Genomic DNA, 23,129 nt, shown 5'->3' with positions numbered 1-23,129 from the left:
TCAGCCGCGGCATTCTAAGCTGGATTCATGAAATCCGTGCCCCCCTGGCTGTACTACTCTGTGCTGCGCATCCTGATGTTTGCCGTCCCGCTGGCGATTTTACTGTCCCTGGGATTCTGGCCGTGGGCCGCGGCCGTGATCGCCGCCCTGCTCGGATTGTGCCTGTCGTACCTCTTGCTGGGAAAGTCACGGGAGAGTGTTGCCCGTGATCTCTACCAAGCGCGGCACCCAGAGAACGAATCGGTGAACCCGGATTCAGAGGTCGAGGACCTGGCGTTGAATACGCAGGAACAGACCGACTCAGAACGCGAAGGCAAGTCCCAGTAGCAAGCCGTAGGCGAGAGCCGCGAGGCTCGTCAGTTTGAGAGCGAGAATGAGCTCCTTCGCAGTCGTCGCGGTGATCGTGATGAGGCAGGCCGGCAGCGCCAGCAGCAACACGAAGAACGTGAAGATTCCCAGCGGATAGAAGACACTGAAAAATCCGGCGATGACGAACGGCAACAGCAAGAAGACACAGAACACGACCCGGGAAGCCGTGCTGCCGATGCGCACCGCGAGGGTGCGCTTGCCGGCGGCTTTGTCGGGCACGATGTCCCGTAGGTTGTTGACCATGAGCACGGCACAGGCGATCAGCCCGATGGCCACACCACCCAGCACGCTCTCGGTGGTGAATTCACCGACCTGCACGTAGGTCGTACCGACGGTGGCCACCAGGCCGAAGAACACGAACACGAACAGTTCGCCGAGCCCCAGGTAGCCGTAGGGCTTTTTGCCGCCGGTGTAGAACCACGCAGCGGCGAGGGCGACCACGCCAACGAGCAGCAGCCACCAGTACTGGGTCAGCACCACGAGCGTCACGCCGGCGACGCCGGCAGCGCCGAAAAAGACGAGGGCCACGCGCAACACGGTGCGGGGGTCGGCGACGCCGCCGCCGGTGAGTCTGGCTGGCCCGACGCGAAAGGCGTCGGTGCCGCGAATACCGTCGGAGTAGTCGTTGGCGTAGTTGACGCCGACCTGCAGCAACAGTGCAACGGCGAGCGCGAGGAGCGCGCGCACCGGGTGGTAGACCCCGGGGCCGCTCGCGACGATGGCGGCGCCGGTGCCGAGCAGCACGGGAGCGATGGCGAGCGGCAGGGTGCGCAGGCGTGCGCCCGAGACCCAGTCGGCGGCGGTGGCCGGCTTGACAGCGGCTGGTCCTTTGCGGGGCGGGCCGTTCTTGAAGGCCGGATGACCCGACTTACCGCTACCGCCTGCCGCGCCGGACGCTTTCGTGCCGGCATCAGCACCAGCACCAGCACCAGCACCAGCCAGCTTCGCTGCGGGGTTCAATCGTTGTTGTTTGGGCCTGACCGGCCGAGCTCCTTGTGCCACGCCTCCATGCTACTGTCCGGCGCAGGATCGGCCAGCGCGGCGGTAGCCAGCGCGCGGCGATCGGGCTTGCCCGAAGCCAGGAGCACGATTTCCGGCACCCGCACGACGCGCGCCGGCCGTGCTGCACGTCCCAGCATCGCCACAACGGATGCCGCCAGACCCTCGTCGGCAGCTCCCCCGGCCACCACCACGATTGGAACCTGCCCCCAGGTTGCGTCGTCGGCGCCGACCACGACGGCCTCCTCGAATCCCGGATATGCCCGCACAGTGCGTTCGACGGCATCGAGCGACACCTTCTCGCCGCCCGAAATGATCACGTTGTCCGCCCGGCCGAGCACCGTGACGCGGCCACTCGACGGATCGACCCCGCCGAGGTCGCCGGTGCGATACCAACGCACGCCGTGCTCCAGCAGAAAGTGGTCAGTGCTGCGCGCTTCGTCGTCGAGGTAGCCCTCCGCGAGGACGGAACCCGATAGTTCAAGCTGCCCATCGACGACGCGCACGAGGGTATCCCCGATCGGAACACCGTTGTAGACGCAGCCACCGGCGGTCTCCGAAGACCCATAGGTTCGCACCACCCGCACGTCGAGAGCTTCCGCCTGCGCGATAAGGTCGGGCCGGATCATTTGCCCACCGACCAGGATCGCGGTGAAGCGACGCAGCACGGCCAACAGCGCCGGGTCATCCGCTGCGTCCAGCAGACGAGCCAGCTGCACCGGAACCAGCGCGGTGTAGCGCAGTGGGTCGGTCATGGCCTCGGCCAGCCGCCGAAAATCCTGCGGGTCGAAGTGGCCAGGCGGCAGCACGAGGGGGGTGGTCTCGGCGGCGATGGAACGCACGAGCACCTGCACCCCGGCTATGTAGTGCACGGGCAGAGCGAGCAGCCATTGTCCGGCCCCGCCGAGAGCTACGGCCGAGGCCGCAGCGCCGGCCAGCAGGGCATTGGTGGCGAGCATGACCCGCTTGGGCGTGTCGGTCGACCCCGAGGTCTCGATCACCACGGCGACCCGTTTGGGCACGTCCCCGAGGTGAGCCCTCACGTCGGGTTCCGCCGTGAGGGCACCGACCGGCACCGGCAGCACGGCCGGCCCGCTACCGGCGAGTGCATCCCGCAAGACCGCCAAAAAGTCGAGCGGATGCTCCGGCGCGAGCACGCGAAGCGACCTCACGAGTCCCCGCTCATGTCAATACTGCCAGGGGTACGGCGACCAGTCGGGATCGCGCTTCTCTAAGAAGGAGTCTCGACCCTCAACGGCCTCGTCGGTGCCGTAGGCCAAACGGGTCGCCTCGCCGGCGAACACCTGCTGGCCGACCAGTCCGTCGTCCACGGCATTGAAGGCAAATTTGAGCATGCGAATGGCGGTGGGTGACTTCGTCAGGATCTCGCGGGCCCAGTCCAGCGCAACCGTCTCGAGCTCGGCGTGCGGCACGACCGCGTTGATCGCGCCCATCTCGAGGGCTCGCTGGGCCGAGTACTCGCGGGCCAGAAAGAACACCTCGCGGGCGGACTTCTGGCCGACCTGGCGAGCGAAGTAAGCGCTGCCGTAACCGGCGTCGAAGGAGCCGACGTCGGCATCCGTTTGCTTGAATTTGCCGTGCTCGGCGCTCGCGATACTCAGGTCGCAGACCACGTGCAGCGAGTGGCCGCCGCCGGCGGCCCAACCGGGAATGACGGCGATGACCACCTTGGGCATGAAACGGATGAGCCGCTGCACTTCCAGAATATGCAGGCGTCCCGCCCGTCCCCGGTCGATGCCGGCCGCAGTGTCGCCCTCGGCGTACTTGTAGCCGTCACGGCCGCGAATGCGCTGGTCGCCGCCGGAACAGAAGGCCCAGCCGCCGTCCCTGGCGCTCGGGCCGTTTCCGGTGAGCAGTACAACGCCGATCTTCGAATTGGTGCGGGCGTCTTCGAGGGCTGCGAACAACTCGTCGACGGTGCGGGGCCGAAATGCGTTGCGCACCTCGGGCCGGTCGAACGCGATGCGGGCGATCCGTCCGCTGAGATCGTGGTGGTAGGTGAGATCGGTGAGATTCTCGAAGCCCGCGACGGCCTTCCACTGGCTCGCATCGAAGATTTCGGATACCTGTTCACTCATGCTGCCAGCCTACGCGGAGCCGGCCGGCGTTTCGGGGCGTCTGAATCTCGTAATATCGAGGGTTGATAAGACGAAAAAACCTCAGGTAATGTGGATCGAGCAAGAAGTCAATCCCTTGCCGCCCACCCCGTACGGGGGTGTACAAATGACTTGGAAAGTACGGGGAGGTCGCCATGAATATCTCACACGGCAACATGAGCAAGTGCGGGGGCGAACGATCATGACGACGACCTTTCAGGAGTCGCGTATGACCGCTGCACCGTCCCGCCGCACCACTGCACCGGGCAATTACAACGCCGCTTCAACGGATGCCTTTGGCGACTACCTGCGCCGGATCGGCAAGGGAACCCTGCTCAACGCCGAGCAGGAAGTCGACCTGGCTCGCCGCATCGAGGTTGGGCTTTTCGCTGAGGCGCGGCTGCTGCAGAGCGAAAGCTCCGGCACGGGCAATCCAACCGACGAGCGTGAACTGGCCTGGCTGGCGCACGACGGGCGCCGCGCCAAGAACCAGTTCATCGAAGCCAACCTTCGACTGGTCGTGAGCATTGCCAAGCACTATTCCGGCCGGGGAGTGCCGATCATGGACCTCGTGCAGGACGGCAATATGGGGCTGGTTCGCGCCGTCGAGAAGTATGACTTTATGACCGGCTACAAATTCTCGACCTATGCCACCTGGTGGATTCGGCAGGCCATCCACCGCGGCATGGCCGACAAATCGCGCATGATCCGAATCCCAGTGCACACCGCCGAAAAGCTCAACAAGATCAAGCGCATCCGGCGCGACTTGACGAGTGTGCTCGACCGCGATCCCACGGCACGGGAAATCGGCGAAGCCGCTCAGCTTCCTGTGCGGGATGTGCTGCGGTTGTTGCAGTACGACAACGAACCGATTTCCCTGCACACCCCGGTTGGCGACGGCGCGGGCGACATGGCGGAGCTCATCATCGATGATGATCTTCCCCAACCCGACGAACACGCCACGCTGACCCTGCGGGCAGCGGATATCCGCTATTTTCTCGACACGCTGCCGCCGCGGGAACGCTCTATTCTGCGGGCCAGGTTCGGCCTCGACGGCAACGAGCCGCGCACCCTCGACCAGATCGCCCACATTGAGGGCGTTACCCGGGAGCGGGTGCGGCAGATTGAGAAGCGCGCCCTCGCACTGCTGCACGTTCCACGGCTGGAGCACTATCTAAGGGACTGAACGTCAGCCGCATCAATTGCACGCTAGCAGGAGCGCGACATGGGAAAACTGACCTACGATTCGGCACTCACCGCGGATTTCGACGATCGGGTACTGGCCCATATTCAGGTTGTGATCGGTGCCAAACTGCGACGTGGAGAGTCGTTCTATTTCAGCTGGCGCGATGACCCGCAGGCCGGGGACGGGCGAAGCACGATCTGGCTGCACCCCGGCATTCCCATCGCTTACAAATATTTCGGCAGTCGTTCGCCCACGCTGAACCGCGAGTGGATCGAAGCGCTCATGGCCACGGCTAATTCCTCCGGTGGATTGCAAATCGTGCCGGAACCCCGCTCGCCGGCCGCGCAATCCGACTTCGTGAGGGACGAACCATGAACCGCATCGACATCGTCTACGGCGGCAAACCGTATTCGCTCGGAGGCCGTTCCATCGAATCCGTCCAGGTCGAGATCGATGGTGCCCTCGCCGCCGGTCTGTCCTTCTGGTTACGGGTGAACAGCGGCGAGGGCCGTTTCGAAGACGCCTACCTTCTGATCGCCCCCGGCATCGCCGTGGCCATGGTCAACGTCAAACCGAACGGCGTTGATCACACCCATGACGGTGACGAGTGGTACGAACAGGAATAGGGCGAACAGGATCAGCGCGGCTCAGGCTGTCTACCCAGCTGGAGACTGACACACTGGAAACATGATGCCCTCACTGGATGAGCTACTCGGTTCCGCGCACGTCGTCACCCTGAAACTGTTTGACCGGTTTCGCGGGTTGGACAGCCGGGAGGCGCTGCTCCTCGAGGGTCCGGAAGGCTGGACGGAGTTTTCCCCGTTCGTCGAGTACGACGATGCCGAGGCAGTGAACTGGTTGCGAGCCGCCATCGATTTCGGTTGGCAGAGTGCGCCGCACGCCTTGCGCTCGAGCATTCCGGTCAACGCCACCGTGCCGGCCGTGTCCGCGGAGAAAGTCGCCGGGGTGCTCGCCCGTTTTCCCGGATGCCGCACCGCCAAGGTGAAAGTGGCCAGCCCCGATCAGACCCTCGCCGACGACGTGGCCCGCGTGGCCGAGGTGCGCCGCGTGCTCGGCCCGGAGGGGCGCATCCGCATCGATGCGAACGGCCTGTGGAACGTCGACGAAGCCGAACACTCTATTCACGCGCTGAGCGCTTTCGACCTCGAGTACGTCGAGCAGCCCTGCATGACCGTGCCCGAACTCGCCGAGATTCGGCACCGCACCGCCTATCTGAGCGTGCCGGTCGCCGCCGACGAGAGTGTGCGCAAGAGCGGCGACCCGCTGGCCGTGGCCCGCGCCGGTGCCGCCGACATCCTCGTGATCAAGGCTCAGCCGCTCGGCGGAATCCGCGCCGCGTTATCGATCATCGGCCAGACCGGGTTGCCGGTCGTGGTCTCCAGCGCCCTCGACACGTCGATCGGGCTGTCGATGGGCGCGCACCTCGCAGCATCCGTCCCCGGACTGTACTTCGACTGCGGCCTCGGCACGGCCTCGCTGCTCGCTGCAGATGTAACGCGTGAGCCGCTGCTGCCGGTCGACGGGGCCATCCCGGTGCGTCGGGTCGCGCCCGATGCAGCGCTGCTCAAGCAGCACGCGGCCAGCCCCGAACGCCGCGACTGGTGGCTTGCCCGCCTAACTCGCACGCACGCACTGATCGCCGCCGAATAGCCCCAAACCCCTCCAATGGAATCGCAAAAATGGTTGAGTCGCCCGGTCCAAGCAACCGATTCCCGCTTTCGCGCGAGGGCGGTTAGAGGCCCGAGTAGGCGTGCAGGCCCTTGAAGAACACGTTGACGATGCCGAAGTTGAACATGACGGCAGTGAATCCGATGATCGAGAGCCAGGCCGAACGTGATCCGCGCCAGCCGCGAGTAGCGCGGGCGTGGATATAGCCGGCGTAGATGACCCAGATGATGAAGGTCCACACTTCCTTGGTGTCCCAGCCCCAGTAACGGCCCCAGGCCTGTTCGGCCCAGATCGAGCCAGCCATGAGGGTGAAGGTCCACAGGATGAAGCCGATGATGTTGATGCGGTACGAGAGGTTCTCCAGCGTCGACGACGACGGCAGCGTAGCGAGAAAGCGCAGGCGCAAAGCGGAGGCGAGCGCCGATCGCGGCTCGCCAGCGTCGGCCTCGCTCGCAGCGAACACATTGCTTTCTCGCCGGAACTGCAGCAGTTGCACGATCGACAGCGCGAAGCCAAGCGCGAACAGGCCGGTGCCCAGCGACGCGACGAAGACGTGGATGACCAGCCACGCCGACTGTAGTGCCGGCGGCAGCGGGGCCACTTCCACATAGAACTGCAGGGCGGCCACCCCAAGCAAAACGAGGACGAGGCCGGTGACGAAGGTGCCGAGGAAGCGCAAGTCGGAACGAATCAGCACGATCAGGAACACCGTCATGATGAGCAGGGTGCCCGTCATGGCGAACTCGTACATGTTCGCCCACGGCACCCGGTCGGCCGCGAAGCCGCGCATGACGGTGGCCGCGAGGTGCAGGGCCCAGGCCAGCACGGTCAGCGCAACTCCCACGCGCAGGCTCGAGGAGCGGCCGTAGGGCAGGGCCGCGTCGTTGTCCATTCGAGCGCTGATGCGCGACAGCACGGGCCGTTTCAGCACTGGTCGCTCCAGAGTGCGGGTGCTGCCAGCGGATGCCGCGGCGCCGGCCGGAAGGGCGGGATCCGCTTCGCTAAAGGTCACCGCGGCAACCTCCCCCGCTTCGATTGCACCGACGGCGCTCGAGCGACGGGCGAGGTCGACCGCGAAGGCGATGAAGGCGAGGGCGTAGACGGCCATCGCCGAGTACAGCGCGTAGAGCGAGTACGAGTTGAGCAGTGCGGAGTCAGTCAGATTCACGGTGTAAGCCTAAGTCGATTCGGGGGTGGTTACGGCGAGTTGGTGGGTCTTCAACAGTTTGAGATGACGGTCGGCCACCGCCGTGACGGCGGCTTCGAGGGCCGGGTCGTCGCCGCGGGCCAAGCCTGCGTATTCGAGGTGCACGGTTCCGTCGGCGCGGGCAGTTGCCTTCACCCAGACACGGCGACGCGGCACGAGCAACCCGGTGAACAGGCCGAACAGAACGAGCGCGGAGAAAGAGATCAACCAGACCTGCGTGGGGTCATGGTGAATGTCGAAGCTCGCAAAGCGCGGAACAGACTGGGTGAAGTCGCCAGCGGCCGAGGCGGCCGGGGCGTTATCGACGAAGCTGACGGTGCCGAGGTCGTTCGGCAACTCGGCCGATTCTCCCGGCTTGAGCTCGATCGAGGCGACACCGGTTGCGCCGCCGGTCTGCCGCGTCAGAGTGTCGGTAACCAGGGCATACACGGATGTCGGCACGCCGCCATCGAGACCGAGATCACCGGTGTAGACGTTGAGGGTCAGCAGCGGGTACTCCAGATCGGGATAGCTCGAGAAGTTCGCGCCGGACGCCGCTTTGTCCTGGGTGGGATAGAAGAAGCCGATCATGCCGAGCTGTTCGGCCAGGCCATCGGGAACTTTCACGATACCGAGCGACGTGAGGTTGGCATCCTGCGGCAGAAACGGCACCGAGTCGGAGAACACGACGGTGCCGTCGGGGGCCGTGACCGTGATCGTCGGCGCATAACCGTTGCCGAGCAGGTAGATGCTCGTGCCGTTGGTGCGCAGCGGTCCGTTCACCTTGACGACGCCGGGCTCAGCCCCCTCACCCTTCGGCGTGACGGTCACGTCCGCGGTGAAGTCGATCGGCTGCCCATAGGCCTGCAGGTTCTGCTGTTCGTAGGCGACCGCGAAGTCGTCCAGGCTCAGCGTGTACGGGTCGAGCGTGGTGTCGTCGAAGAACCGTCCAGGGTTGAAGGAGTCGTAGGCGAGGAGTGTGTTCACGAAGGTCTGGCCCTCGACCAGCACGCGCTGGCCGCTGAAGCCGTAACCACCGCCGAAACCGACGGTGACGAGAACGCCCACGAGAGCGCCGTGAAAAATAAGATTGCCGGTCTCCCGCAGGTAGCCACGCTCCGCCGAAACCGATGATTCGCCCGCGGAATCAAAACGGGCGACGCGGTAGCCGCTGGATTTCAGCAGGGTGCGGGCGTGCGTGATGGCGGTGGCGGCATCCGTTTGTGCTGGTGCGTCTCGTGTGGTGAAACCGGACAGGCGGGCGAGGCGGGCCGGGGTGGTCGGGGGTTTGGCACGCAGGGCCTGGAAGTGGTGTTTGGTGCGCGGAATGACGCAGCCGATGAGCGAAATGAACAGCAGCAGGTAGATCGACGAGAACCAGGCCGAGGTGTAGACGTCGAAGGCCTGCAGCTTGTCCAGTGCCGGCGCCAGGTCGGGGTTGTCGGCGAAGTACTGGGTGACACCGTTCGGGTCGGAGCTGCGCTGGGGCACGAGCGATCCAGGAACGGCCGCGATAGCGAGCATCAGCAGCAGAAACAGGGCGGTGCGCATGCTCGTAAGCTGACGCCAGAACCAGCGCAACCAGCCGCTGAGGCCGAGCTTGGGCTGAACGACGCCGGCCTGCGGAGTCTGCGGGCGGGAATCGATGTGGTCAGATGGCCGGGACAAAGCTGCCAATCACCCCTTGCAGGTCGAGGAGCCAGGTGTTCCAGATGCCGCTCACCATGAGTACTCCGATGACGACGAGCAGTACCCCGCCGAACAGGTTGATGGCACGTATATGCCGTTTCAGGAATGCGACCGATCCGGTGGCCCAGCTGAGGCCGAGGGCGATCAGCAGGAACGGAATGCCGAGGCCGAGGGAGTAGAACAACGCGAGCAGTCCGCCCTGCCAGGGCGAACCGGTGCCGAGGCTGAGCGAGTTGATGGCGGTGAGGGTTGGCCCGGTGCACGGCGTCCAACCGACTGCGAACACCGCGCCGAGCACGGGAGCGCCGGCCAGGCCCATCCTGGGTCGCCAGTTGGTCTTGATGGTGCGCTGCATGGCGCCGAACTGGCCGACGAAGACCAGGCCGAGCAGAATGACGACGACGCCGGCAATGCGGGTGATCAGGTCGCGGTAGGAGTTGAGCCAGAATCCGGCGGCGCCGAAGACGACCCCGGTGAGCACGAACACCACGGTGAAACCGAGCACGAACAGGCCAACCCCGGCCAGGAGCCGGTTGCGTCCGCGCCGGTCCCGCTTGGAGGTGCCGGTGCGTCCGTCGGTGAAACCGCCGATGTAGGCGAGGTATCCGGGCACGAGCGGCAGGATGCACGGGGAAGCGAACGATACCAGGCCGGCGAGGAGCGCGACGGGGATCGCGAAGAGCAGCTGGCCGCTGAAGACGATCTCACCGAACGGATTGTTCACTCTGTCGTGCCACTCTCCGCGATGGTGTCACGGATCAGGGTTTCCAGAATGGACGGCGAGGTGACCTGGCCGAGAATGCGCGCCGCGACCCGGCCCTCGGCGTCGAGCACGAGGGTGGTCGGCACCGCGTTCGGCGGGATGCTGCCGCTGAAGGCGAGCTGCATGGCCCCGGTGTCCACGTCGAGCACCGAGGGGTAGGTCACGCTGTACGTCTCGTTGAAGGCGATGGCGTTCGGCGCCTGGTCACGCACGTTCACGCCGAGGAAGCTCGCACCCTCGTTCTCGAACTGCGCGTTGATTCTCTGCAGATCGGATGCCTCGGCGCGGCACGGTGCGCAGCTCGCGTACCAGAAATTGACGACGAGGACCTCTCCGAGCGTTTCGACGCTCGTCACGGTCTCGCCCGTCTCCGTCACGCCCGAGAACTCGATGGGCTCGCCGCGGTCGGCGAGGGCGATCTCGGTGATGCTGCCGTCGCCGGCGATGAAACCCTTGCTCGAGCCTTCCCGGTACTGGTCAGCGAGCGGGTCGGAGGAGCAACCGGCGAGCAGGAGAGCCGCTGCGGCCAGCGCGACGAGTGGAGAGAGACGGCGGTTCATACGGCACCCACATCGTTGCTCGGCTCGAGAAGGGCCAGTGCCGGGCTGGTGTAGGCGGTTTCGGCGAAGTGGTCGCCATGCCAGGAAACTGTGGTGATGCTCGACAGGTCGCAGCGGCGTTTGCGCGGGTCATGGGCGAGGCGTTCATGCGCCAGCGCGCGGTGCACCATCCAAATCGGGAGTTGGTGACTGACCAGCACGACATCGCCGTCGTCGACCGAATTCCAGGCGTCGTCGATCGCCGCGAGCATGCGCGCCGAGACAGCGCGAAACGGTTCGCCCCAGCTTGGCTTCAACGGGTTGATCAGGGCCGGCCAGTTGCGGGGGTCGCGCAGCGCGCCGTCAGGGCCGCGCATCCGCTTGCCTTCGAAGGCATTCGTCGGTTCGATGATGCGTTCGTCGGTGTCGATCAGCAGCCCGAAGGCGGCGGCGACCGGGGCTGCCGATTCCTGGGCGCGTTGCAGCGGCGAGGCGATGACGCGCACGACCGCGCGGCCGCGTTCGACGAGTTCGTCCGCTGCGGTTGCCGCCATGAGCACTCCTCGTTCGGAGAGCCGGTAGTTCGGCAGTCGTCCGTAGAGCACGCGTTCGGGGTTGAAAACCTCACCGTGACGCACGAGATGCACTTGACTGGCTACCACCCACCCAGTCTACGGAGGGCCTAGCCTGGAAACCGCCGTGAGAGCTGCCCGTGACCGACGCTGGGCGGCTCCGGCTAAACTCGAATAGTGACTTCGCGCGTATTGATCAAGAACCTGTCCGCTCTCAATGACGGCACCGTTTCGGTGTCGGGTTGGGTCGACACGGTGCGCGACCAGAAAAAGGTGCAATTCGTCGTGCTGCGCGACGAATCAGGCGCCGTGCAGCTGGTCAATCCCCGCACAACGGATGCCGATGGCCAAGTCGTCGCTGACGAACCGGCCACGAGCATATCCGGCCTCGCCCAGGGCACCTTCGTCACCGTCACCGGCGAACTCAAGCACGACGAACGCGTCAAGCTCGGCGGCATTGAGATTAAGCTGGCCACCCTCACCGTCGTATCGGCCGCCATTCCGGAGACGCCGATCGCGGCCGACTCGAGCCTCGACAAGCGCATGGACTGGCGCTTCCTCGACCTGCGCAACCCCAAGCAGAACCTCATCTTTCGCATTCAAACGACCTTCGAGCACGCACTGCGCACGTACTGGATCGAGCGCGACTTTATCGAGCTGCACACCCCCAAGCTCATGGCGAGTGCAAGCGAATCACGCGCTGAACTGTTCGAGGTCGGCTACTTCGAGACCAAGGCCTACCTCGCGCAGAGCCCCCAGTTTTTCAAGCAGATGGCGCAGTCCGCCGGGTTCGGCAAGATCTTCGAGGTCGGGCCGGCGTTCCGCGCTGACCCGTCGTTCACTAGCCGCCACGCCACCGAGTTCACGAGCATCGACTCGGAGATCAGCTGGATCGACAGCCACGACGATGTCATGCAACTGCACGAAGACCTCATGGTTGCTGGCTTCACCGCCGTCAAGGCGAAGCACGGCGACGAGATCAAGGCCCTTTTCGACGTCGATGTGACCGTTCCGAGCACCCCGTTCCCGCGCATCCCGCTGGCGGAAGCGAAGGAAATTGTCAAGGGCCGCGGCTACGAGGTGCCCCGCGACGACGACGATATGGATCCGGAGGGCGAGCGCCAGATCGCCGCCTATGTGGCCGAGAAGTTTGGGCACGAGTTCGTGTTCCTTACCGACTACGCCTCCAGCATCCGCCCGTTTTATCACATGCGGCACGAGGGCGACCCGTCGATCACCAAGAGCTACGACCTCATCTTCAACGGTACGGAGATCTCCACCGGCGCGCAGCGCGAGCACCGCATCGAGGTGCTCGAGGCCCAGGCCATTGAAAAGGGATTGGACCCGAAGGAGATCGAGGGCTACCTCGACTTCTTCCGCTACGGCGTGCCCTCGCACGGCGGCTTCGGCATGGGCCTGGCCCGCGTTCTGATGCTCATGCTGCACCAGACATCCATTCGCGAGGTCACCTACCTGTTCCGCGGCCCGACTCGCCTCGAGCCGTAGGCCGACCTCCGGCTTCCGGCCTGTCTGAGCCGCAGCCCGTGCTGCACCGAGCCGCACCGAGCCGTGGGTTCACGTCAAGCCGTGATTTTTTGGCCCTCTTTCAACCAAGAATGAGCCAATAGTCTCGGCTCGGCGACTTTCGACCTTGGAAACTCGCAGCTCGGCGAGCGGCTAGACCTCGAGGTCGACCGCCAGGCGGTCAGCGACGACGGTGCGGATGAACGCCCCGACCTTTTTGTGCTCGGGGTGCTTCTGGTAGCGGGCGAGAGCCTCGAGGTCATCGAAGTCGGCGATCAGCGCGACGTCCCAGTTTTCGTCACCGGCAACATCCGGTCCTACCGTCAAGCCCAGGATTTCGGGAACGACACCCACGAGGGCCTCGAGGCCGGCCACAATGCCCGCGGCATCCTCGGCCTTCTTGCGCGGGGTCAGGGCGTTGAGCTTCCAGAAGACGATGTGGCGAATGGTCATGAGACCTCCAGTAGGGCGGTGCGCAGTCGCACGGGATCGATGCGCCAGTAGTTGTGCACTTTGCCGTTGATGAGGAGCACCGGAATGTCCTCAAGGTAGAGCGCGTGCAGTTCGGCGTCATCGAGAATGGAACGTTCCTCGAACGTGATCATGGGCGCCGCCGGGTCGACTCTGAGCTTGGCTACGACGCTGCCGACCAGGCCACGTGCGTCGTCGCAGAGGTGACAACCGGGCTTGCCGATCAGGGTCAGGTGTGCGGTGGCCATTGTTCCAGCCTACGACGACTTCCAGCCTGGGTGATGGGCGCCCGGCCGCCGCACAGCAAAAAGCGCCAGTCCCGAAGGGCTAGCGCTTTGCTCATTGAACGATCTACTTCTTGTTGCGACGCTGGTGGCGAGTCTTGCGAAGCAGCTTGCGGTGCTTCTTCTTCGCCATACGCTTGCGTCGCTTCTTAATTACAGAACCCACACGGACCTCACAAGTATTGGTTTAGTCGCGGGGCCCGCGACTGACACGAAAATATCATTCTACCGGACAAAACCGGCTGCAACTACTCAGCGGCCGGATCGAACCTGATCTAGCCGTTTCTGCGCCACTTTTTCGCGGTGGCATCTTTCACCACATGCGACATTTGCGAGGCTTCGGCGAACGCCTTGCCGATCGCCGAGGCGAAGGCACGCTGCTCGTCTTTCAAGCCGGCATCGGCCTCCAGCTCGGAGCCCTTGACAGCCTGGTTGAAGTCGACGCTGAGGAACGGGATCAACCAATCCTCGATCTCTTCGAGCGGCGAATACTCGAGCCGGTAAAAGCGGTGCTGCCCGTCTTCACGCGCGGTGACCAGACCGGCTTCGCGCAACACCTTGAGGTGTTTGGAAACGGTGGGCTGACTCAGCCCGAGGTGGCCGACGATGTCGGACACGCTCAGTTCGCGGCGGAATTCACCGGACGAGCCACGAATTTCCGCGACGGGAACAGCGCGCTCCAAAAGGATGCGCAAGATGTCCCGTCGCGCCGAATCCGCGATCACGGTGAAGATATCTGCCATAACCTCAGGGTAGTCATTACTGCTGTCTAATAACCACCGATGGGTAGTACCATAACGAATTGATGGAAATTGCAGGTCAATCGAGGGTTCCAGGTGTTGCCGAAAACCGGAACTGAACCATTTTTTCCGCGGCCGATATCCGTCCTGGTGCGAATCCGGGATGGGATCGATTCGCTCGCCCACAAGTCGCCATCGCGGTTCGCCATCCTGGTCTTCTCCGCGCTCATCCTGGTGTTCACCGTGTTGTTCTCGCTGCCGATCGCCTCGGCGGATCGCACGATCACGCCGCTGCACGATGCCGTGTTCACGGCCGTCTCGGTCATCTGCGTCACCGGCCTGGCCACGGTCGACATGGCCACCCACTGGTCGCCATTTGGCAACATCCTTGTGTTCGTCGGTGTGAATATCGGTGGCATCGGCGTGCTGACGCTCGCATCATTGATGGGGCTGGTGATCTCTCGCCGGCTCGGGTTGCGAGCCAAGCTGATGGCCGCAAGCGATTCCAACCCGTCCCGCATTCATGCTGGCCCGGTCAACGAGGGCCAGACCGTGCGGCTCGGCGAGGTTGGCAGCCTGCTCCTGACCGTAGCGATCAGCGCACTCGTTATCGAGGTCGGAGTGGCCGCGCTGCTCTTCCCGCGAATGCTGCAGGCCGGCGTGGACCTCGGCGAAGCGGTCTGGCACAGCTTTTACTACGCCGCGATGGCATTCACCAACACCGGTTTCAGCCCGAACGTAGGTGGGCTCGACCAGTTCGCCAGTGATTATTGGTTTCTCAGCGCACTTATGATCGGCGTATTTCTCGGCAGTCTCGGTTTTCCAGTGATCTATGCCTTCGCCCGCGGCTGGCGCAAGCCGCGGCGCTGGTCGGTTCATGTCAAGCTCACTCTGGTCACGACGATCGCCCTGCTCATTGTCGGAATGATCTTCTATGTCCTCCTCGAATTCGATAATCCGAAAACCTTCGGGACACTAAATGCCGGCGACACGATCTTCCAATCGCTGTTCATGTCAGTGATGACCCGCTCCGGCGGTTTCGCGACAATCGATGTAAGTGAACTGAATGGGTCGAGCCTGCTGCTCAGCGACATGCTCATGTTCATCGGTGGCGGGTCGGCATCGACCGCCGGCGGTATCAAGGTCACGACCCTGGCCATCCTCTTTCTCGCCGCCTTCGCCGAAGCTCGCGGTAAGCAGGAGATGGAGGCGTTCGGCCGCCGCATTCCTAGCGATATCCTGCGCCTGTCGGTCAGCGTCGTATTGTGGGGTGCCACCACCGTCGCGGTGGCCAGCATACTAATTCTGCACATCTCCAAGCAGCCATTCGACCTGGTGCTCTTCGACGTGATCAGCGCGTTCGCCACCTGTGGTTTATCGACCGGACTAACCGGCGAGCTGCCTCCGGAAGGTGTCTACGTCATGGCGGCAACGATGTTCATGGGCCGGGTTGGTACAGTGACTCTCGCAGCAGCCCTGGCCGCAAGCCATAGCAGGCAATTGTTCAAACGCCCGGAAGAGAGACCCATCGTTGGTTGATCGCATCAAACACGACGCCCCCGTGCTCATCATCGGGCTCGGAAGGTTCGGCGCCGCCACCGCTGGCCAGCTCGACCGACTGGGCCGCGAGGTACTCGTCGTCGATACCAGCGAGGCCCTCGTATCGAAGTGGTCGGAGCGGGTGACGCACGCCGTTCAATCGGATGGCCGTTCGCTCGAGGCTCTGCAGCAAATCGGCGCGCAGGACTTCTCGATTGCTGTCTGCGCCGTCGGCTCGTCGGTGGAAGCCAGCGTGCTGATCGTCGCCAACCTGGTCGACCTGAAGATTCAGCAGATCTGGGCCAAAGCGATCTCCAAATCGCACGGTAAAATTCTTGAACGCATTGGCGCCAACCACGTCATCTACCCGGAGGCGGAGGCTGGCGAGCGAGTCGCCCACCTGGTATCGGGTCGGATGCTCGACTTCATCGAGTTCGACGACGATTTTGCCCTAGTGAAGATGTACCCGCCTAGGCCCATTCGCGGCCTCAACCTGGTTGATTCCGCGGTGCGCCGCAAATACAACGTCACCGTCGTGGGCGTCAAGAGCCCCGGAAAGCCGTTCACCTACGCAACCGCGGAGACGGTCGTCTCCAACCACGACCTCATCATCGTGTCGGGTACCGAGGCCGATATTGAACGGTTCGCCGCGCTCGGATCGTAGCGTTCCCCCTATTTGGGGGAGTCGACCGGCTATTCTCCTACTACGGACATTTCTCGCCGCAGCTCACCCGTGGCTGCGCGCTGGCGACGTGTGCGTGGACGGAAAGGCTCTCCCATGTCACCCGATGTGCCCGCTCTCGCCAACACCACGGCCGACATCGTCGCTGCGGTCCAGACCGACACGACCGGCGAGGTGACCATTGACGGCTCCAGGCTCCGCGTCACCGGCAACGATGAGGCCGGTGTTCGTGAGGAGATCATCGGCCTCGTGGTCGCGTCTGCACGCATTCGTGGGCAATCCGTTCTGCTGCAGGTCAGCGACGAGCAAGGCAATTGGCCGCTGACCGTTCACCCCAACGGGCGGGTCGAATCGGCCGGGCCGGTCGTGGTCGCGAACCGCCAGAAGACGAGCACCGTGCCCCTCCCCGTCGCGACCCCCATCGAGTCGCCGACACCGTTTGCCACGCTGATGCAGCCACCCGTCGCGGCGCCGGCCAGCGCCGCGTTCGAGTCCTTAGTGACACCCACACCGGATGCCGCGGCCCCCTCTCCGACAGCACCCGTCGCTCCCAACCTGGCCGACTTTCTCAGCTCGCGGCCGCCGGCGCCCGCCGGACCGGCCGAGCAGGGCTGGCAGGGCGTGCTGCGCCGTCTCAGTGGCGGCCTGGTCTCACCCGCGCCGAGTTCGACCGAGCGCGAGCAGCGCACCGCCATCGCGGCCGTGCAGCGCAGCCTGAACGGCCCGCGCACCATCGTGGTGCTCAACCCCAAGGGGGGAGCGCACAAGACGACGGCCACCCTGCTCATCGCTGCCACGTTCGGCATCTATCGCGGCGGCTACACGCTCGCTTGGGACAACAACGAGACCATGGGCACGCTGGGTGTGCGTGCGCAGGCCGCCCGGCACACCAACACTGCCGTGGATCTACTGCGCGACCTCGACCGATTTGGCGATGCCCGCTCCCGAGTGGGCGACCTCGACAATTATGTGCGCTCGCAGGGCGATGCCCAGTTCGACGCGCTCGCTTCCGACCTCGACCCGGCCGGCGCCGCGAGTATCGACGACGACGCCTTTCGCAAACTCCACACGACGCTGAGCCGTTTTTACCGGGTCTTGGTCATCGACACCGGCAACAACATGAGGGCCAGCAACTGGGAAGCGGCCGTCGATACCGCCGACCAGCTCGTGATCGTGTCGACCATTCGCGAGGACACCGGTTACGGTGCGGCGTCGCTGATCGACGGTTTGAGGCAGAAAGGTCACGCCGACAAGGTCGCCCAGGCGGTCACCGTGCTCGCCTCACCGTCGAAAACCGCCGACGAGCAGCTCTCCAAACGCCTGCACGACCATTTTCGCCAACTCACCCGCACGGTCGTCGATGTTCCCTACGACGCCTCACTGGTCGGTGGCGGCCCGCTCAACGTCGACGCCCTGGCACCGCGCACCCGAGCCGCGTGGCTGCAGGCGACGGCCGCCATCGCCGAAGGGCTCTAATGCGCGCAGGGCTGTAACGCGCGCAGGGCTGCCAGGTCACTTTACGAAGCGGCCAGTTCCCGGGCGCGCGCGAGGGCGGCATCCGTTGCGGTGTCGAAGAGCTCTTTCAGCCCACCCTTTTCCAGCTCCCAGATGGCACGCTCCGTCGTGCCGGCCGGGCTCGTCACCTGGCGCCGCAGCTCGCTCGGCGATTTGTCGGACACGGCGAGGAGAGCGCTCGCGCCGAGGAAGGTGCCGTTGACCATGATGGCCGCTTCTTCGCGGGTGAAGCCCTTGCTACAGGCCGTTTCGGTGAGCTGTTCAATCAGGTAGAACACGTAGGCCGGGCCGGAGCCGGAAATGGTGCTGAGGGCGTCGAGTTTGCTCTCGGGCACGACCAGCACGTCGCCGACGGTCGCAAACAGCGCGCTGGTGAGCGCCAGGTCGGCCTCACTCGACCGGGTGCCGGCACTGATGCCGGTGACGGCCATGCCTACGACGGCGGGGGTGTTTGGCATGGTGCGAACAACGTGCACAGAATCGGGCAGCAGCGACTCGAAGGTGTCGATCGTGACTCCGGCCGCGACGCTCAAGACCAGCGTGCCCGGTGCGAGGGAGGCTCCGATTTCGCCGAGCAGATCGGCCACCATGTAAGGCTTGACGGCGATAATGACGATTTGGGCGCCATCGACAGCCTTGAGGTTGGCGTCAGCGTCAACCTCGGTCGCGTAGGCGGTGACGCCCTCGGTGTCGGCCAGCTCTGCCGCCTTCACCGCTGTGCGGTTGGTCACACGAATGCCGCCGTCCACGGTCACGCCCGGCTTGAGCAGGCCGGCCAGAATGGCGCGGGCCATCGATCCGGCGCCGAGGAAGGCGATCGTGGGCAGCGTCACATTCTGAAGAGAAGTCATCCGACCAGTCTACTTTTTCCGCCGTCGGACCGCCCTGAACGGCCAACTCGACGCAGCCTGGGACGTGCGCTGGCACACGGTTCTAAGATGCTTTCATGAGCGCATCGGGCGGAAACAAGGCAATCGTGGCGGCATTCGCGGCTAATCTGGGCATCGCAGTGACCAAGTTCGTAGCCTGGGCATTTTCCGGCTCGTCCTCGATGCTCGCCGAGGCGGTGCACTCGGTCGCGGATGCCGGCAACCAGCTGCTCCTGCTGCTGGGTGGTCGTAAGGCGAAGAAGCGGGCCGACCTGGAGCATCCGTTCGGCTATGGGCGCGAACGCTATGTCTACGCCTTCGTGGTCTCGATCATTCTGTTCTCGATCGGCGGGGTGTTCTCGCTCTATGAGGGCTTCGATAAGCTGCAGCATCCGCATCCGCTCGAAAACGCTTGGCTGCCGATTCTGGTGCTCGCCATCGCGATGGTGCTGGAAAGTTTTTCCCTGCGGACCGCGATCAAAGAGTCCAACCATGTGCGAGGAAACCAGACTTGGGTGCAGTTCATTCGACATGCGAAGGCCCCCGAGCTGCCGGTCGTGCTGCTCGAAGACGTGGCGGCCCTCACCGGCCTTACCTTCGCCTTCGTTGGCGTCGGCTTGGCCGTCATCACGGATGAGCCGATCTGGGACGCCGTCGGTACGCTCGCAATCGGTGTGCTTCTGGTGCTCGTCGCGATCATTCTCGGCATCGAAACCAAGAGCCTGCTCGTCGGTGAGGGCGCGAGCAAGAAAGACCTCGACGCCATCAAGACTGCCATTCTGAATGGCCCCGAGACTAAACGCATCATTCACCTCAAGACGCTCTACCTCGGCCCGGATGAGATTCTGGTCGGCGCCAAGCTCGCCTTCGACGGCGAGCACCGCTTTGCCGATATCGCCACGGACATCAATGCCGTCGAAACTCGCATTCGCGCCGCGGTACCGCTCGCTCGAACGATCTACCTCGAGCCCGATATCTTCTTCGACCCGAACCTGGCTGATCCCCCGACCGACACCTTCGTGATCAAGGGGCGGGAATAGACCTCAGCGGCTGGCTCGGCGGGCGGGATCGTTGAAAAACTCCCGCAGGATCTCGCTGCACGCGTGCGCATTGACGTCGGCAAAGACCTCGACCCGATGGTTGAGCCGACGGTCGCGCAGCACGTCGTAGACCGATCCGGCCGCTCCGGCCTTCTCGTCCCAGGCGCCGAACACGACCGTGGGCACCCGTGCGGCGAGGATAGCGCCGGCGCACATGACGCAGGGTTCGAGGGTGACGATCAGGGTGCAGCCGATCAAGTGCCAGTCGCCGGTGTGCGCGGCGGCCTGCCGGATGGCCACGACCTCTGCGTGCAGGGTCGGATCCTGGTGCAGTTCCCGCTCGTTCCGGCCCCGGCCGATCACGTAGCCGGCAGCATCGACGATGACGGCGCCGACCGGAACGTCGTCGGAGGCGAGGGCCGCGCGCGCCTCGGCCAGGGCGAGCAGCATCCACTCAGTGTGCTGATCTCGTGCGCGCATCTGTCACCTCTAGCCGTGGGAATGCCAATAGTAGAATTGAGCCTATGCGAGTCCATGTTGCCGACCACCCGCTCATCACGCACAAGCTCACCGTGCTTCGCGATAAGGACACGCCGTCGCCGGTGTTCAGATCGCTGGTCGAGGAGCTCATGACTCTGCTCGCCTACGAGGGCACGCGGGGAGTGCGCGTGGAGGCGGTCACCGTGCAGACTCCCGTGTCGGCCGCCCCGGGCGTGCGCATCAGCCATCCGAAGCCGCTCGTCGTACCGATTTTGCGCGCCGGGCTCGGCATGCTCGAAGGCATGGTGAAACTGCTGCCGACCGCCGAGGTCGGCTTTCTCGGCATGGCCCGCAACGAAGAGACGCTTCAGCCCACGACCTACGCTGAACGCCTGCCCGACGACCTGTCGGACCGGCAGTGCTTTGTGCTCGACCCGATGCTCGCCACCGGCGGGTCACTCATTGCCGCCATCAACTTTCTGTTCGACCGCGGTGCGGTTGATGTGACCGCCATCTGCATCCTGGCGGCCCCGGAGGGCCTTGCCGCCGTCGAGAAAGCCCTCGCCGGCCGCGAGGTGACCATCGTGCTGGGCGCCGTCGACGAGAAACTCAACGAGCAGGGCTACATCGTGCCCGGCCTCGGCGATGCCGGCGATCGCCTCTACGGCCTGGTCTGACGAACTGATCCACCGAACCCGGCTGGCGCATGCAGGTCCTGCGACCGGCAACATGCCAGACCGGGTTCACATCAATAATCTTTGATATTTGCCGATTTCGGCAAGGAAGATTTGATAAGGACGTGATCGTGCACGGAATCGCCTAAACGGGCACTGTCCCGCGAACGTGTTGCACGTCTTCCGGCGTCTTACCGCAACGTCAAATTGACACACGGCGTCACATTCCGCTTTACTCGCAGTTATGACAACCAGCGCACGCCCCCTGACCTCCCTCGAGGCCCCCGGGACTGCCGCCATGATGATGGCCGGCACCCCCGCCATCCGCTGTTGCCGAATGTGCCGCTAACCGAGACCTTCCCCTGCGTCCCTGCTTGACTCATTTCATGAACGTCAGGCCGACGCGCTAAGTGCTTGCTTAAAGCATTCGCCCTCCGGCCCAGTGGGCCATTCGGAGCCTCCACGTATGGACATCGCGCTTTCGCGCATCCGTCGGGCTCCTTTCGATCGAACAGTCAAGGACCTCTCATGTCACTCGCACACATCCACGCCACTCGCCCCGCACCGTTCAACCGCCCCGATCTCACCCTGGCCCCGCCACTGGCAGCCCCGCGCATTCGCGCCGTGCCGACCGGCACCGAGGCGCGCGGCTTCGTGCTCTACGTCGGCATCGACGAGGCCAAGGCGGCCGCAGCCGGTACCAGCCTGAATCGGATCGTTGAGGCGCTCAAGGCCCTCGCTATCGACATCGCCCCTTCGGCCGAAACCTACGCCGCCGTTGCCCTCGCTCCTGAAGGCGCCGGCGGACGCGACGTCGACGTCGTGCGCCTGGCTCTGCAGGACCCGGCCGCCCTGGCCGCGCACCGCGCCGAGCCCGAGGAACTGGACCGAGCCCGCAGCGGCGTCGTCGTGGACATCTCCCGCAAGCGCGTCATTCTCGACAACGAGACCGCCGCGCTGACCTACAAGGAGTTCGAGCTGCTGCAGTACCTCGTGCTGCGCGAAGGTCGCACCATCGACCGTGCCGAGATCATCTCATCGCTGTGGAACTCCGCCGACGAAGAAGACACCCCGAACGAACGCACCATCGACGTGCACGTTCGTCGCCTGCGCTCCAAGCTCGGCCGCTACGAAGATATCGTGCGCACGGTGCGCGGTGTCGGCTACCGTTTCGATCGTCACGCTGACGTCGCGATCCGCCAGTCCACCACGCCGAGTCCCGACCTGTTCTAGCCCGCACCGACGGTGAAATCACTGCGGATGGTGTCGTTATACGTGATTGAGGGCCAGTCGCAGAGGCTACGACTGACCCTCTTCCCTTGCACCAAGAGTGTCCTGCAATCACATTTCACGTCTTCCGCCACAGCAAACGGTTGACGCATCTAAAATATATAACGAATAGGTAACGGGCGCCACCTTTCGTCAAGAAAATCACCTGCGAGTTTTATGCCAAGCCCCTGACCGTTGCCCCCACGAGTGGATGCGGCCCCCCGAGTGGATGTGGCCCACCTTCGCACGCGGTGCCCGCCAGCCTCCCGGAGTCTCTATCCTTGGAGAACAACTCGAAGGATTGAGGCAGGGAGCCGCAGGTGGTGGATCGAACGGTCGCGGTGGGCGCGTGGGAATCGCTTTTTCGAGCGCAGGTCGCCATCATGCGCAGTCTTGCGGCTAATTTTCCGTCGAAAGAGATTTCCCTCAACGAGTACGACGTGATGTTCAACCTGTCTCGGCAACCGGACCGGCGCATCCGCTTGCGCGAGCTCAACCAGCACGTGCTACTGACCCAACCAAGCGTGAGCCGACTGGTCGACCGGCTCGTCTCTCGCGGATACCTGCTCAAGCAGACCGACCCGACCGACGGGCGCGGTGCCATTGTCGAGCTGACGTATGCCGGGCTCGCCCTGTTCCGACGGGTCGCCGTTGACCACATGGGTTCGATTGCCGAGCGCATCGGCGAAACCCTCAGCGAAACCGAGCTGCAACAGCTGACAATTCTGTGCGACAAACTGCGTGATGACTGCCCGGGCATCGACTCACCGCCCCGCGCGTAGCCAAGATGGGGCGATGGAACGAGGGCCCTACCCCTCGTCCCACCGAGGCAGTCCCTCGCAGGAATGCCTTCCTCACCGGGCGCCCGAACATTGCCCGGTGAGAAACTCGGGCGTAATCACGTATCGGATCTAGGGAATCAAAGCGAATACG

At 64.3% G+C, this 23,129-nt stretch carries 27 protein-coding genes; 13 read left to right on the top strand and 14 right to left on the bottom strand.

The window, feature by feature from the left end:
- Positions 1 to 27: 27 nt before the first annotated feature.
- Positions 28 to 327: a DUF4229 domain-containing protein gene (locus tag E3T47_RS07590; RefSeq protein ID WP_134555492.1), complete on the top strand. Its 300-nt coding sequence runs from the start codon at positions 28 to 30 to the stop codon at positions 325 to 327.
- Here the strand turns inward: E3T47_RS07590 and E3T47_RS07585 are convergent.
- Genes E3T47_RS07585 through E3T47_RS07575 form a run of 3 tightly spaced genes read right to left on the bottom strand, consistent with a single transcriptional unit; the run spans position 301 to position 3,467 of the window.
- On the bottom strand, positions 301 to 1,329 hold the full coding sequence (locus E3T47_RS07585) for a 1,4-dihydroxy-2-naphthoate polyprenyltransferase (RefSeq protein ID WP_422386479.1): 1,029 nt from the start codon (positions 1,327 to 1,329) through the stop codon (positions 301 to 303). The genes E3T47_RS07590 and E3T47_RS07585 overlap by 27 nt on opposite strands.
- Positions 1,326 to 2,540, bottom strand: coding sequence for an AMP-binding protein (locus E3T47_RS07580; RefSeq protein WP_241982059.1), 1,215 nt, complete (start codon positions 2,538 to 2,540; stop codon positions 1,326 to 1,328). Before E3T47_RS07580 ends, E3T47_RS07585 begins: the two co-directional genes overlap by 4 nt.
- A gap of 15 nt (positions 2,541 to 2,555) precedes the next feature.
- Positions 2,556 to 3,467 (bottom strand): 1,4-dihydroxy-2-naphthoyl-CoA synthase, encoded by a 912-nt coding sequence (locus tag E3T47_RS07575; protein ID WP_134555491.1) that lies wholly within the window; start codon positions 3,465 to 3,467, stop codon positions 2,556 to 2,558.
- Between the two features lie 247 nt (positions 3,468 to 3,714).
- Here E3T47_RS07575 and E3T47_RS07570 point away from each other — a divergent pair, with 247 nt between their 5' ends.
- The 4 genes from E3T47_RS07570 to E3T47_RS07555 all read left to right on the top strand — a co-directional run bounded on the left by E3T47_RS07570 (position 3,715) and on the right by E3T47_RS07555 (position 6,342).
- Positions 3,715 to 4,671, top strand: coding sequence for a sigma-70 family RNA polymerase sigma factor (locus E3T47_RS07570; protein ID WP_134555490.1), 957 nt, complete (start codon positions 3,715 to 3,717; stop codon positions 4,669 to 4,671).
- Positions 4,672 to 4,710: 39 nt separating this feature from the next.
- Complete coding sequence (locus tag E3T47_RS07565; protein WP_134555489.1) at positions 4,711 to 5,046, top strand: DUF7882 family protein; 336 nt, start codon at positions 4,711 to 4,713, stop codon at positions 5,044 to 5,046.
- The gene (locus tag E3T47_RS07560; RefSeq protein WP_134555488.1) at positions 5,043 to 5,297 is read left to right on the top strand and encodes a hypothetical protein; all 255 of its coding nucleotides are present in this window, start codon (positions 5,043 to 5,045) and stop codon (positions 5,295 to 5,297) included. Before E3T47_RS07565 ends, E3T47_RS07560 begins: the two co-directional genes overlap by 4 nt.
- 61 nt (positions 5,298 to 5,358) lie before the next feature.
- On the top strand, positions 5,359 to 6,342 hold the full coding sequence (locus E3T47_RS07555) for an o-succinylbenzoate synthase (protein WP_134555487.1): 984 nt from the start codon (positions 5,359 to 5,361) through the stop codon (positions 6,340 to 6,342).
- 82 nt (positions 6,343 to 6,424) lie between these two features.
- Here the strand turns inward: E3T47_RS07555 and ccsB are convergent, their stop codons facing one another.
- The 5 genes from ccsB to E3T47_RS07530 all read right to left on the bottom strand — a co-directional run bounded on the left by ccsB (position 6,425) and on the right by E3T47_RS07530 (position 11,199).
- A complete protein-coding gene (gene ccsB / locus E3T47_RS07550) occupies positions 6,425 to 7,468 on the bottom strand; it encodes a c-type cytochrome biogenesis protein CcsB (RefSeq protein ID WP_134555656.1) in 1,044 nt (347 codons plus the stop codon).
- Positions 7,469 to 7,537: 69 nt separating this feature from the next.
- Positions 7,538 to 9,214, bottom strand: a complete 1,677-nt coding sequence (resB, locus tag E3T47_RS07545) for a cytochrome c biogenesis protein ResB (protein ID WP_134555655.1) — start codon at positions 9,212 to 9,214, stop codon at positions 7,538 to 7,540.
- On the bottom strand, positions 9,198 to 9,959 hold the full coding sequence (locus E3T47_RS07540; protein ID WP_134555486.1) for a cytochrome c biogenesis CcdA family protein: 762 nt from the start codon (positions 9,957 to 9,959) through the stop codon (positions 9,198 to 9,200). Before E3T47_RS07540 ends, resB begins: the two co-directional genes overlap by 17 nt.
- Positions 9,956 to 10,558, bottom strand: coding sequence for a TlpA family protein disulfide reductase (locus E3T47_RS07535; RefSeq protein WP_134555485.1), 603 nt, complete (start codon positions 10,556 to 10,558; stop codon positions 9,956 to 9,958). Before E3T47_RS07535 ends, E3T47_RS07540 begins: the two co-directional genes overlap by 4 nt.
- Positions 10,555 to 11,199 (bottom strand): histidine phosphatase family protein, encoded by a 645-nt coding sequence (locus E3T47_RS07530; RefSeq protein ID WP_134555484.1) that lies wholly within the window; start codon positions 11,197 to 11,199, stop codon positions 10,555 to 10,557. Before E3T47_RS07530 ends, E3T47_RS07535 begins: the two co-directional genes overlap by 4 nt.
- Positions 11,200 to 11,301: 102 nt before the next feature.
- On the opposite strand from E3T47_RS07530, the gene aspS reads away from it, so the two are divergent.
- The gene (gene aspS, locus E3T47_RS07525) at positions 11,302 to 12,615 is read left to right on the top strand and encodes an aspartate--tRNA(Asn) ligase (protein WP_422386480.1); all 1,314 of its coding nucleotides are present in this window, start codon (positions 11,302 to 11,304) and stop codon (positions 12,613 to 12,615) included.
- A 171-nt stretch (positions 12,616 to 12,786) separates the two neighbouring features.
- On the opposite strand, the gene E3T47_RS07520 is transcribed toward aspS, so the two are convergent.
- The 4 genes from E3T47_RS07520 to E3T47_RS07505 all read right to left on the bottom strand — a co-directional run bounded on the left by E3T47_RS07520 (position 12,787) and on the right by E3T47_RS07505 (position 14,131).
- Positions 12,787 to 13,086 (bottom strand): Dabb family protein, encoded by a 300-nt coding sequence (locus E3T47_RS07520; RefSeq protein WP_134555482.1) that lies wholly within the window; start codon positions 13,084 to 13,086, stop codon positions 12,787 to 12,789.
- Positions 13,083 to 13,352 (bottom strand): glutaredoxin family protein, encoded by a 270-nt coding sequence (locus tag E3T47_RS07515; RefSeq protein WP_134555481.1) that lies wholly within the window; start codon positions 13,350 to 13,352, stop codon positions 13,083 to 13,085. Before E3T47_RS07515 ends, E3T47_RS07520 begins: the two co-directional genes overlap by 4 nt.
- Before the next feature lie 103 nt (positions 13,353 to 13,455).
- Complete coding sequence (locus E3T47_RS07510; RefSeq protein ID WP_003792170.1) at positions 13,456 to 13,554, bottom strand: 30S ribosomal protein bS22; 99 nt, start codon at positions 13,552 to 13,554, stop codon at positions 13,456 to 13,458.
- Between the two features lie 109 nt (positions 13,555 to 13,663).
- Positions 13,664 to 14,131, bottom strand: coding sequence for an ArsR/SmtB family transcription factor (locus E3T47_RS07505; protein WP_134555480.1), 468 nt, complete (start codon positions 14,129 to 14,131; stop codon positions 13,664 to 13,666).
- A gap of 144 nt (positions 14,132 to 14,275) precedes the next feature.
- Here E3T47_RS07505 and E3T47_RS07500 point away from each other — a divergent pair, with 144 nt between their 5' ends.
- From E3T47_RS07500 to E3T47_RS07490, 3 genes are all read left to right on the top strand, one after another.
- Positions 14,276 to 15,667: a TrkH family potassium uptake protein gene (locus E3T47_RS07500; protein ID WP_134555654.1), complete on the top strand. Its 1,392-nt coding sequence runs from the start codon at positions 14,276 to 14,278 to the stop codon at positions 15,665 to 15,667.
- Complete coding sequence (locus tag E3T47_RS07495; RefSeq protein ID WP_134555479.1) at positions 15,660 to 16,331, top strand: potassium channel family protein; 672 nt, start codon at positions 15,660 to 15,662, stop codon at positions 16,329 to 16,331. Before E3T47_RS07500 ends, E3T47_RS07495 begins: the two co-directional genes overlap by 8 nt.
- Positions 16,332 to 16,445: 114 nt before the next feature.
- Positions 16,446 to 17,825, top strand: a complete 1,380-nt coding sequence (locus tag E3T47_RS07490; RefSeq protein ID WP_134555478.1) for a MinD/ParA family ATP-binding protein — start codon at positions 16,446 to 16,448, stop codon at positions 17,823 to 17,825.
- Between the two features lie 41 nt (positions 17,826 to 17,866).
- On the opposite strand, the gene proC is transcribed toward E3T47_RS07490, so the two are convergent.
- A complete protein-coding gene (proC, locus tag E3T47_RS07485; RefSeq protein WP_134555477.1) occupies positions 17,867 to 18,715 on the bottom strand; it encodes a pyrroline-5-carboxylate reductase in 849 nt (282 codons plus the stop codon).
- A gap of 95 nt (positions 18,716 to 18,810) precedes the next feature.
- Here proC and E3T47_RS07480 point away from each other — a divergent pair, with 95 nt between their 5' ends.
- Complete coding sequence (locus E3T47_RS07480; RefSeq protein ID WP_134555476.1) at positions 18,811 to 19,773, top strand: cation diffusion facilitator family transporter; 963 nt, start codon at positions 18,811 to 18,813, stop codon at positions 19,771 to 19,773.
- Positions 19,774 to 19,776: 3 nt separating this feature from the next.
- On the opposite strand, the gene tadA is transcribed toward E3T47_RS07480, so the two are convergent.
- Positions 19,777 to 20,253 carry a tRNA adenosine(34) deaminase TadA gene (gene tadA, locus E3T47_RS07475; protein ID WP_206751334.1) on the bottom strand — a complete coding sequence of 159 codons (477 nt, stop codon included), beginning with the start codon at positions 20,251 to 20,253 and terminating at the stop codon, positions 19,777 to 19,779.
- 44 nt (positions 20,254 to 20,297) lie between these two features.
- Here tadA and upp point away from each other — a divergent pair, with 44 nt between their 5' ends.
- From upp to E3T47_RS07460, 3 genes are all read left to right on the top strand, one after another.
- Positions 20,298 to 20,930, top strand: coding sequence for a uracil phosphoribosyltransferase (gene upp, locus E3T47_RS07470; protein WP_134555475.1), 633 nt, complete (start codon positions 20,298 to 20,300; stop codon positions 20,928 to 20,930).
- Between the two features lie 525 nt (positions 20,931 to 21,455).
- Positions 21,456 to 22,160: a winged helix-turn-helix domain-containing protein gene (locus E3T47_RS07465; protein WP_134555474.1), complete on the top strand. Its 705-nt coding sequence runs from the start codon at positions 21,456 to 21,458 to the stop codon at positions 22,158 to 22,160.
- Positions 22,161 to 22,516: 356 nt separating this feature from the next.
- Positions 22,517 to 22,978: a MarR family winged helix-turn-helix transcriptional regulator gene (locus E3T47_RS07460; RefSeq protein WP_422386478.1), complete on the top strand. Its 462-nt coding sequence runs from the start codon at positions 22,517 to 22,519 to the stop codon at positions 22,976 to 22,978.
- Positions 22,979 to 23,129: the final 151 nt, after the last annotated feature.

This window comes from Cryobacterium ruanii (assembly GCF_004404055.1).
Lineage (GTDB): Bacteria > Actinomycetota > Actinomycetes > Actinomycetales > Microbacteriaceae > Cryobacterium > Cryobacterium ruanii.
Note: the sequence above shows the minus strand (reverse complement) of the source record. Positions and strands in the feature narration are given on the sequence as shown.

Coding starts and splice junctions, on each gene's coding strand:
- E3T47_RS07560 (WP_134555488.1), top strand. CDS start 5,043: ATGAACCGCATCGACATCGTCTACGGCGGCAAACCGTATTCGCTCGGA.
- proC (WP_134555477.1), bottom strand. CDS start 18,715: ATGACTTCTCTTCAGAATGTGACGCTGCCCACGATCGCCTTCCTCGGC.
- E3T47_RS07565 (WP_134555489.1), top strand. CDS start 4,711: ATGGGAAAACTGACCTACGATTCGGCACTCACCGCGGATTTCGACGAT.
- E3T47_RS07520 (WP_134555482.1), bottom strand. CDS start 13,086: ATGACCATTCGCCACATCGTCTTCTGGAAGCTCAACGCCCTGACCCCG.
- E3T47_RS07490 (WP_134555478.1), top strand. CDS start 16,446: ATGTCACCCGATGTGCCCGCTCTCGCCAACACCACGGCCGACATCGTC.
- E3T47_RS07515 (WP_134555481.1), bottom strand. CDS start 13,352: ATGGCCACCGCACACCTGACCCTGATCGGCAAGCCCGGTTGTCACCTC.
- E3T47_RS07465 (WP_134555474.1), top strand. CDS start 21,456: ATGTCACTCGCACACATCCACGCCACTCGCCCCGCACCGTTCAACCGC.
- ccsB (WP_134555656.1), bottom strand. CDS start 7,468: ATGGCCGTCTACGCCCTCGCCTTCATCGCCTTCGCGGTCGACCTCGCC.
- E3T47_RS07505 (WP_134555480.1), bottom strand. CDS start 14,131: ATGGCAGATATCTTCACCGTGATCGCGGATTCGGCGCGACGGGACATC.
- E3T47_RS07480 (WP_134555476.1), top strand. CDS start 18,811: ATGAGCGCATCGGGCGGAAACAAGGCAATCGTGGCGGCATTCGCGGCT.
- E3T47_RS07555 (WP_134555487.1), top strand. CDS start 5,359: ATGATGCCCTCACTGGATGAGCTACTCGGTTCCGCGCACGTCGTCACC.
- tadA (WP_206751334.1), bottom strand. CDS start 20,253: ATGCGCGCACGAGATCAGCACACTGAGTGGATGCTGCTCGCCCTGGCC.
- E3T47_RS07590 (WP_134555492.1), top strand. CDS start 28: ATGAAATCCGTGCCCCCCTGGCTGTACTACTCTGTGCTGCGCATCCTG.
- upp (WP_134555475.1), top strand. CDS start 20,298: ATGCGAGTCCATGTTGCCGACCACCCGCTCATCACGCACAAGCTCACC.
- E3T47_RS07570 (WP_134555490.1), top strand. CDS start 3,715: ATGACCGCTGCACCGTCCCGCCGCACCACTGCACCGGGCAATTACAAC.
- E3T47_RS07535 (WP_134555485.1), bottom strand. CDS start 10,558: ATGAACCGCCGTCTCTCTCCACTCGTCGCGCTGGCCGCAGCGGCTCTC.
- E3T47_RS07575 (WP_134555491.1), bottom strand. CDS start 3,467: ATGAGTGAACAGGTATCCGAAATCTTCGATGCGAGCCAGTGGAAGGCC.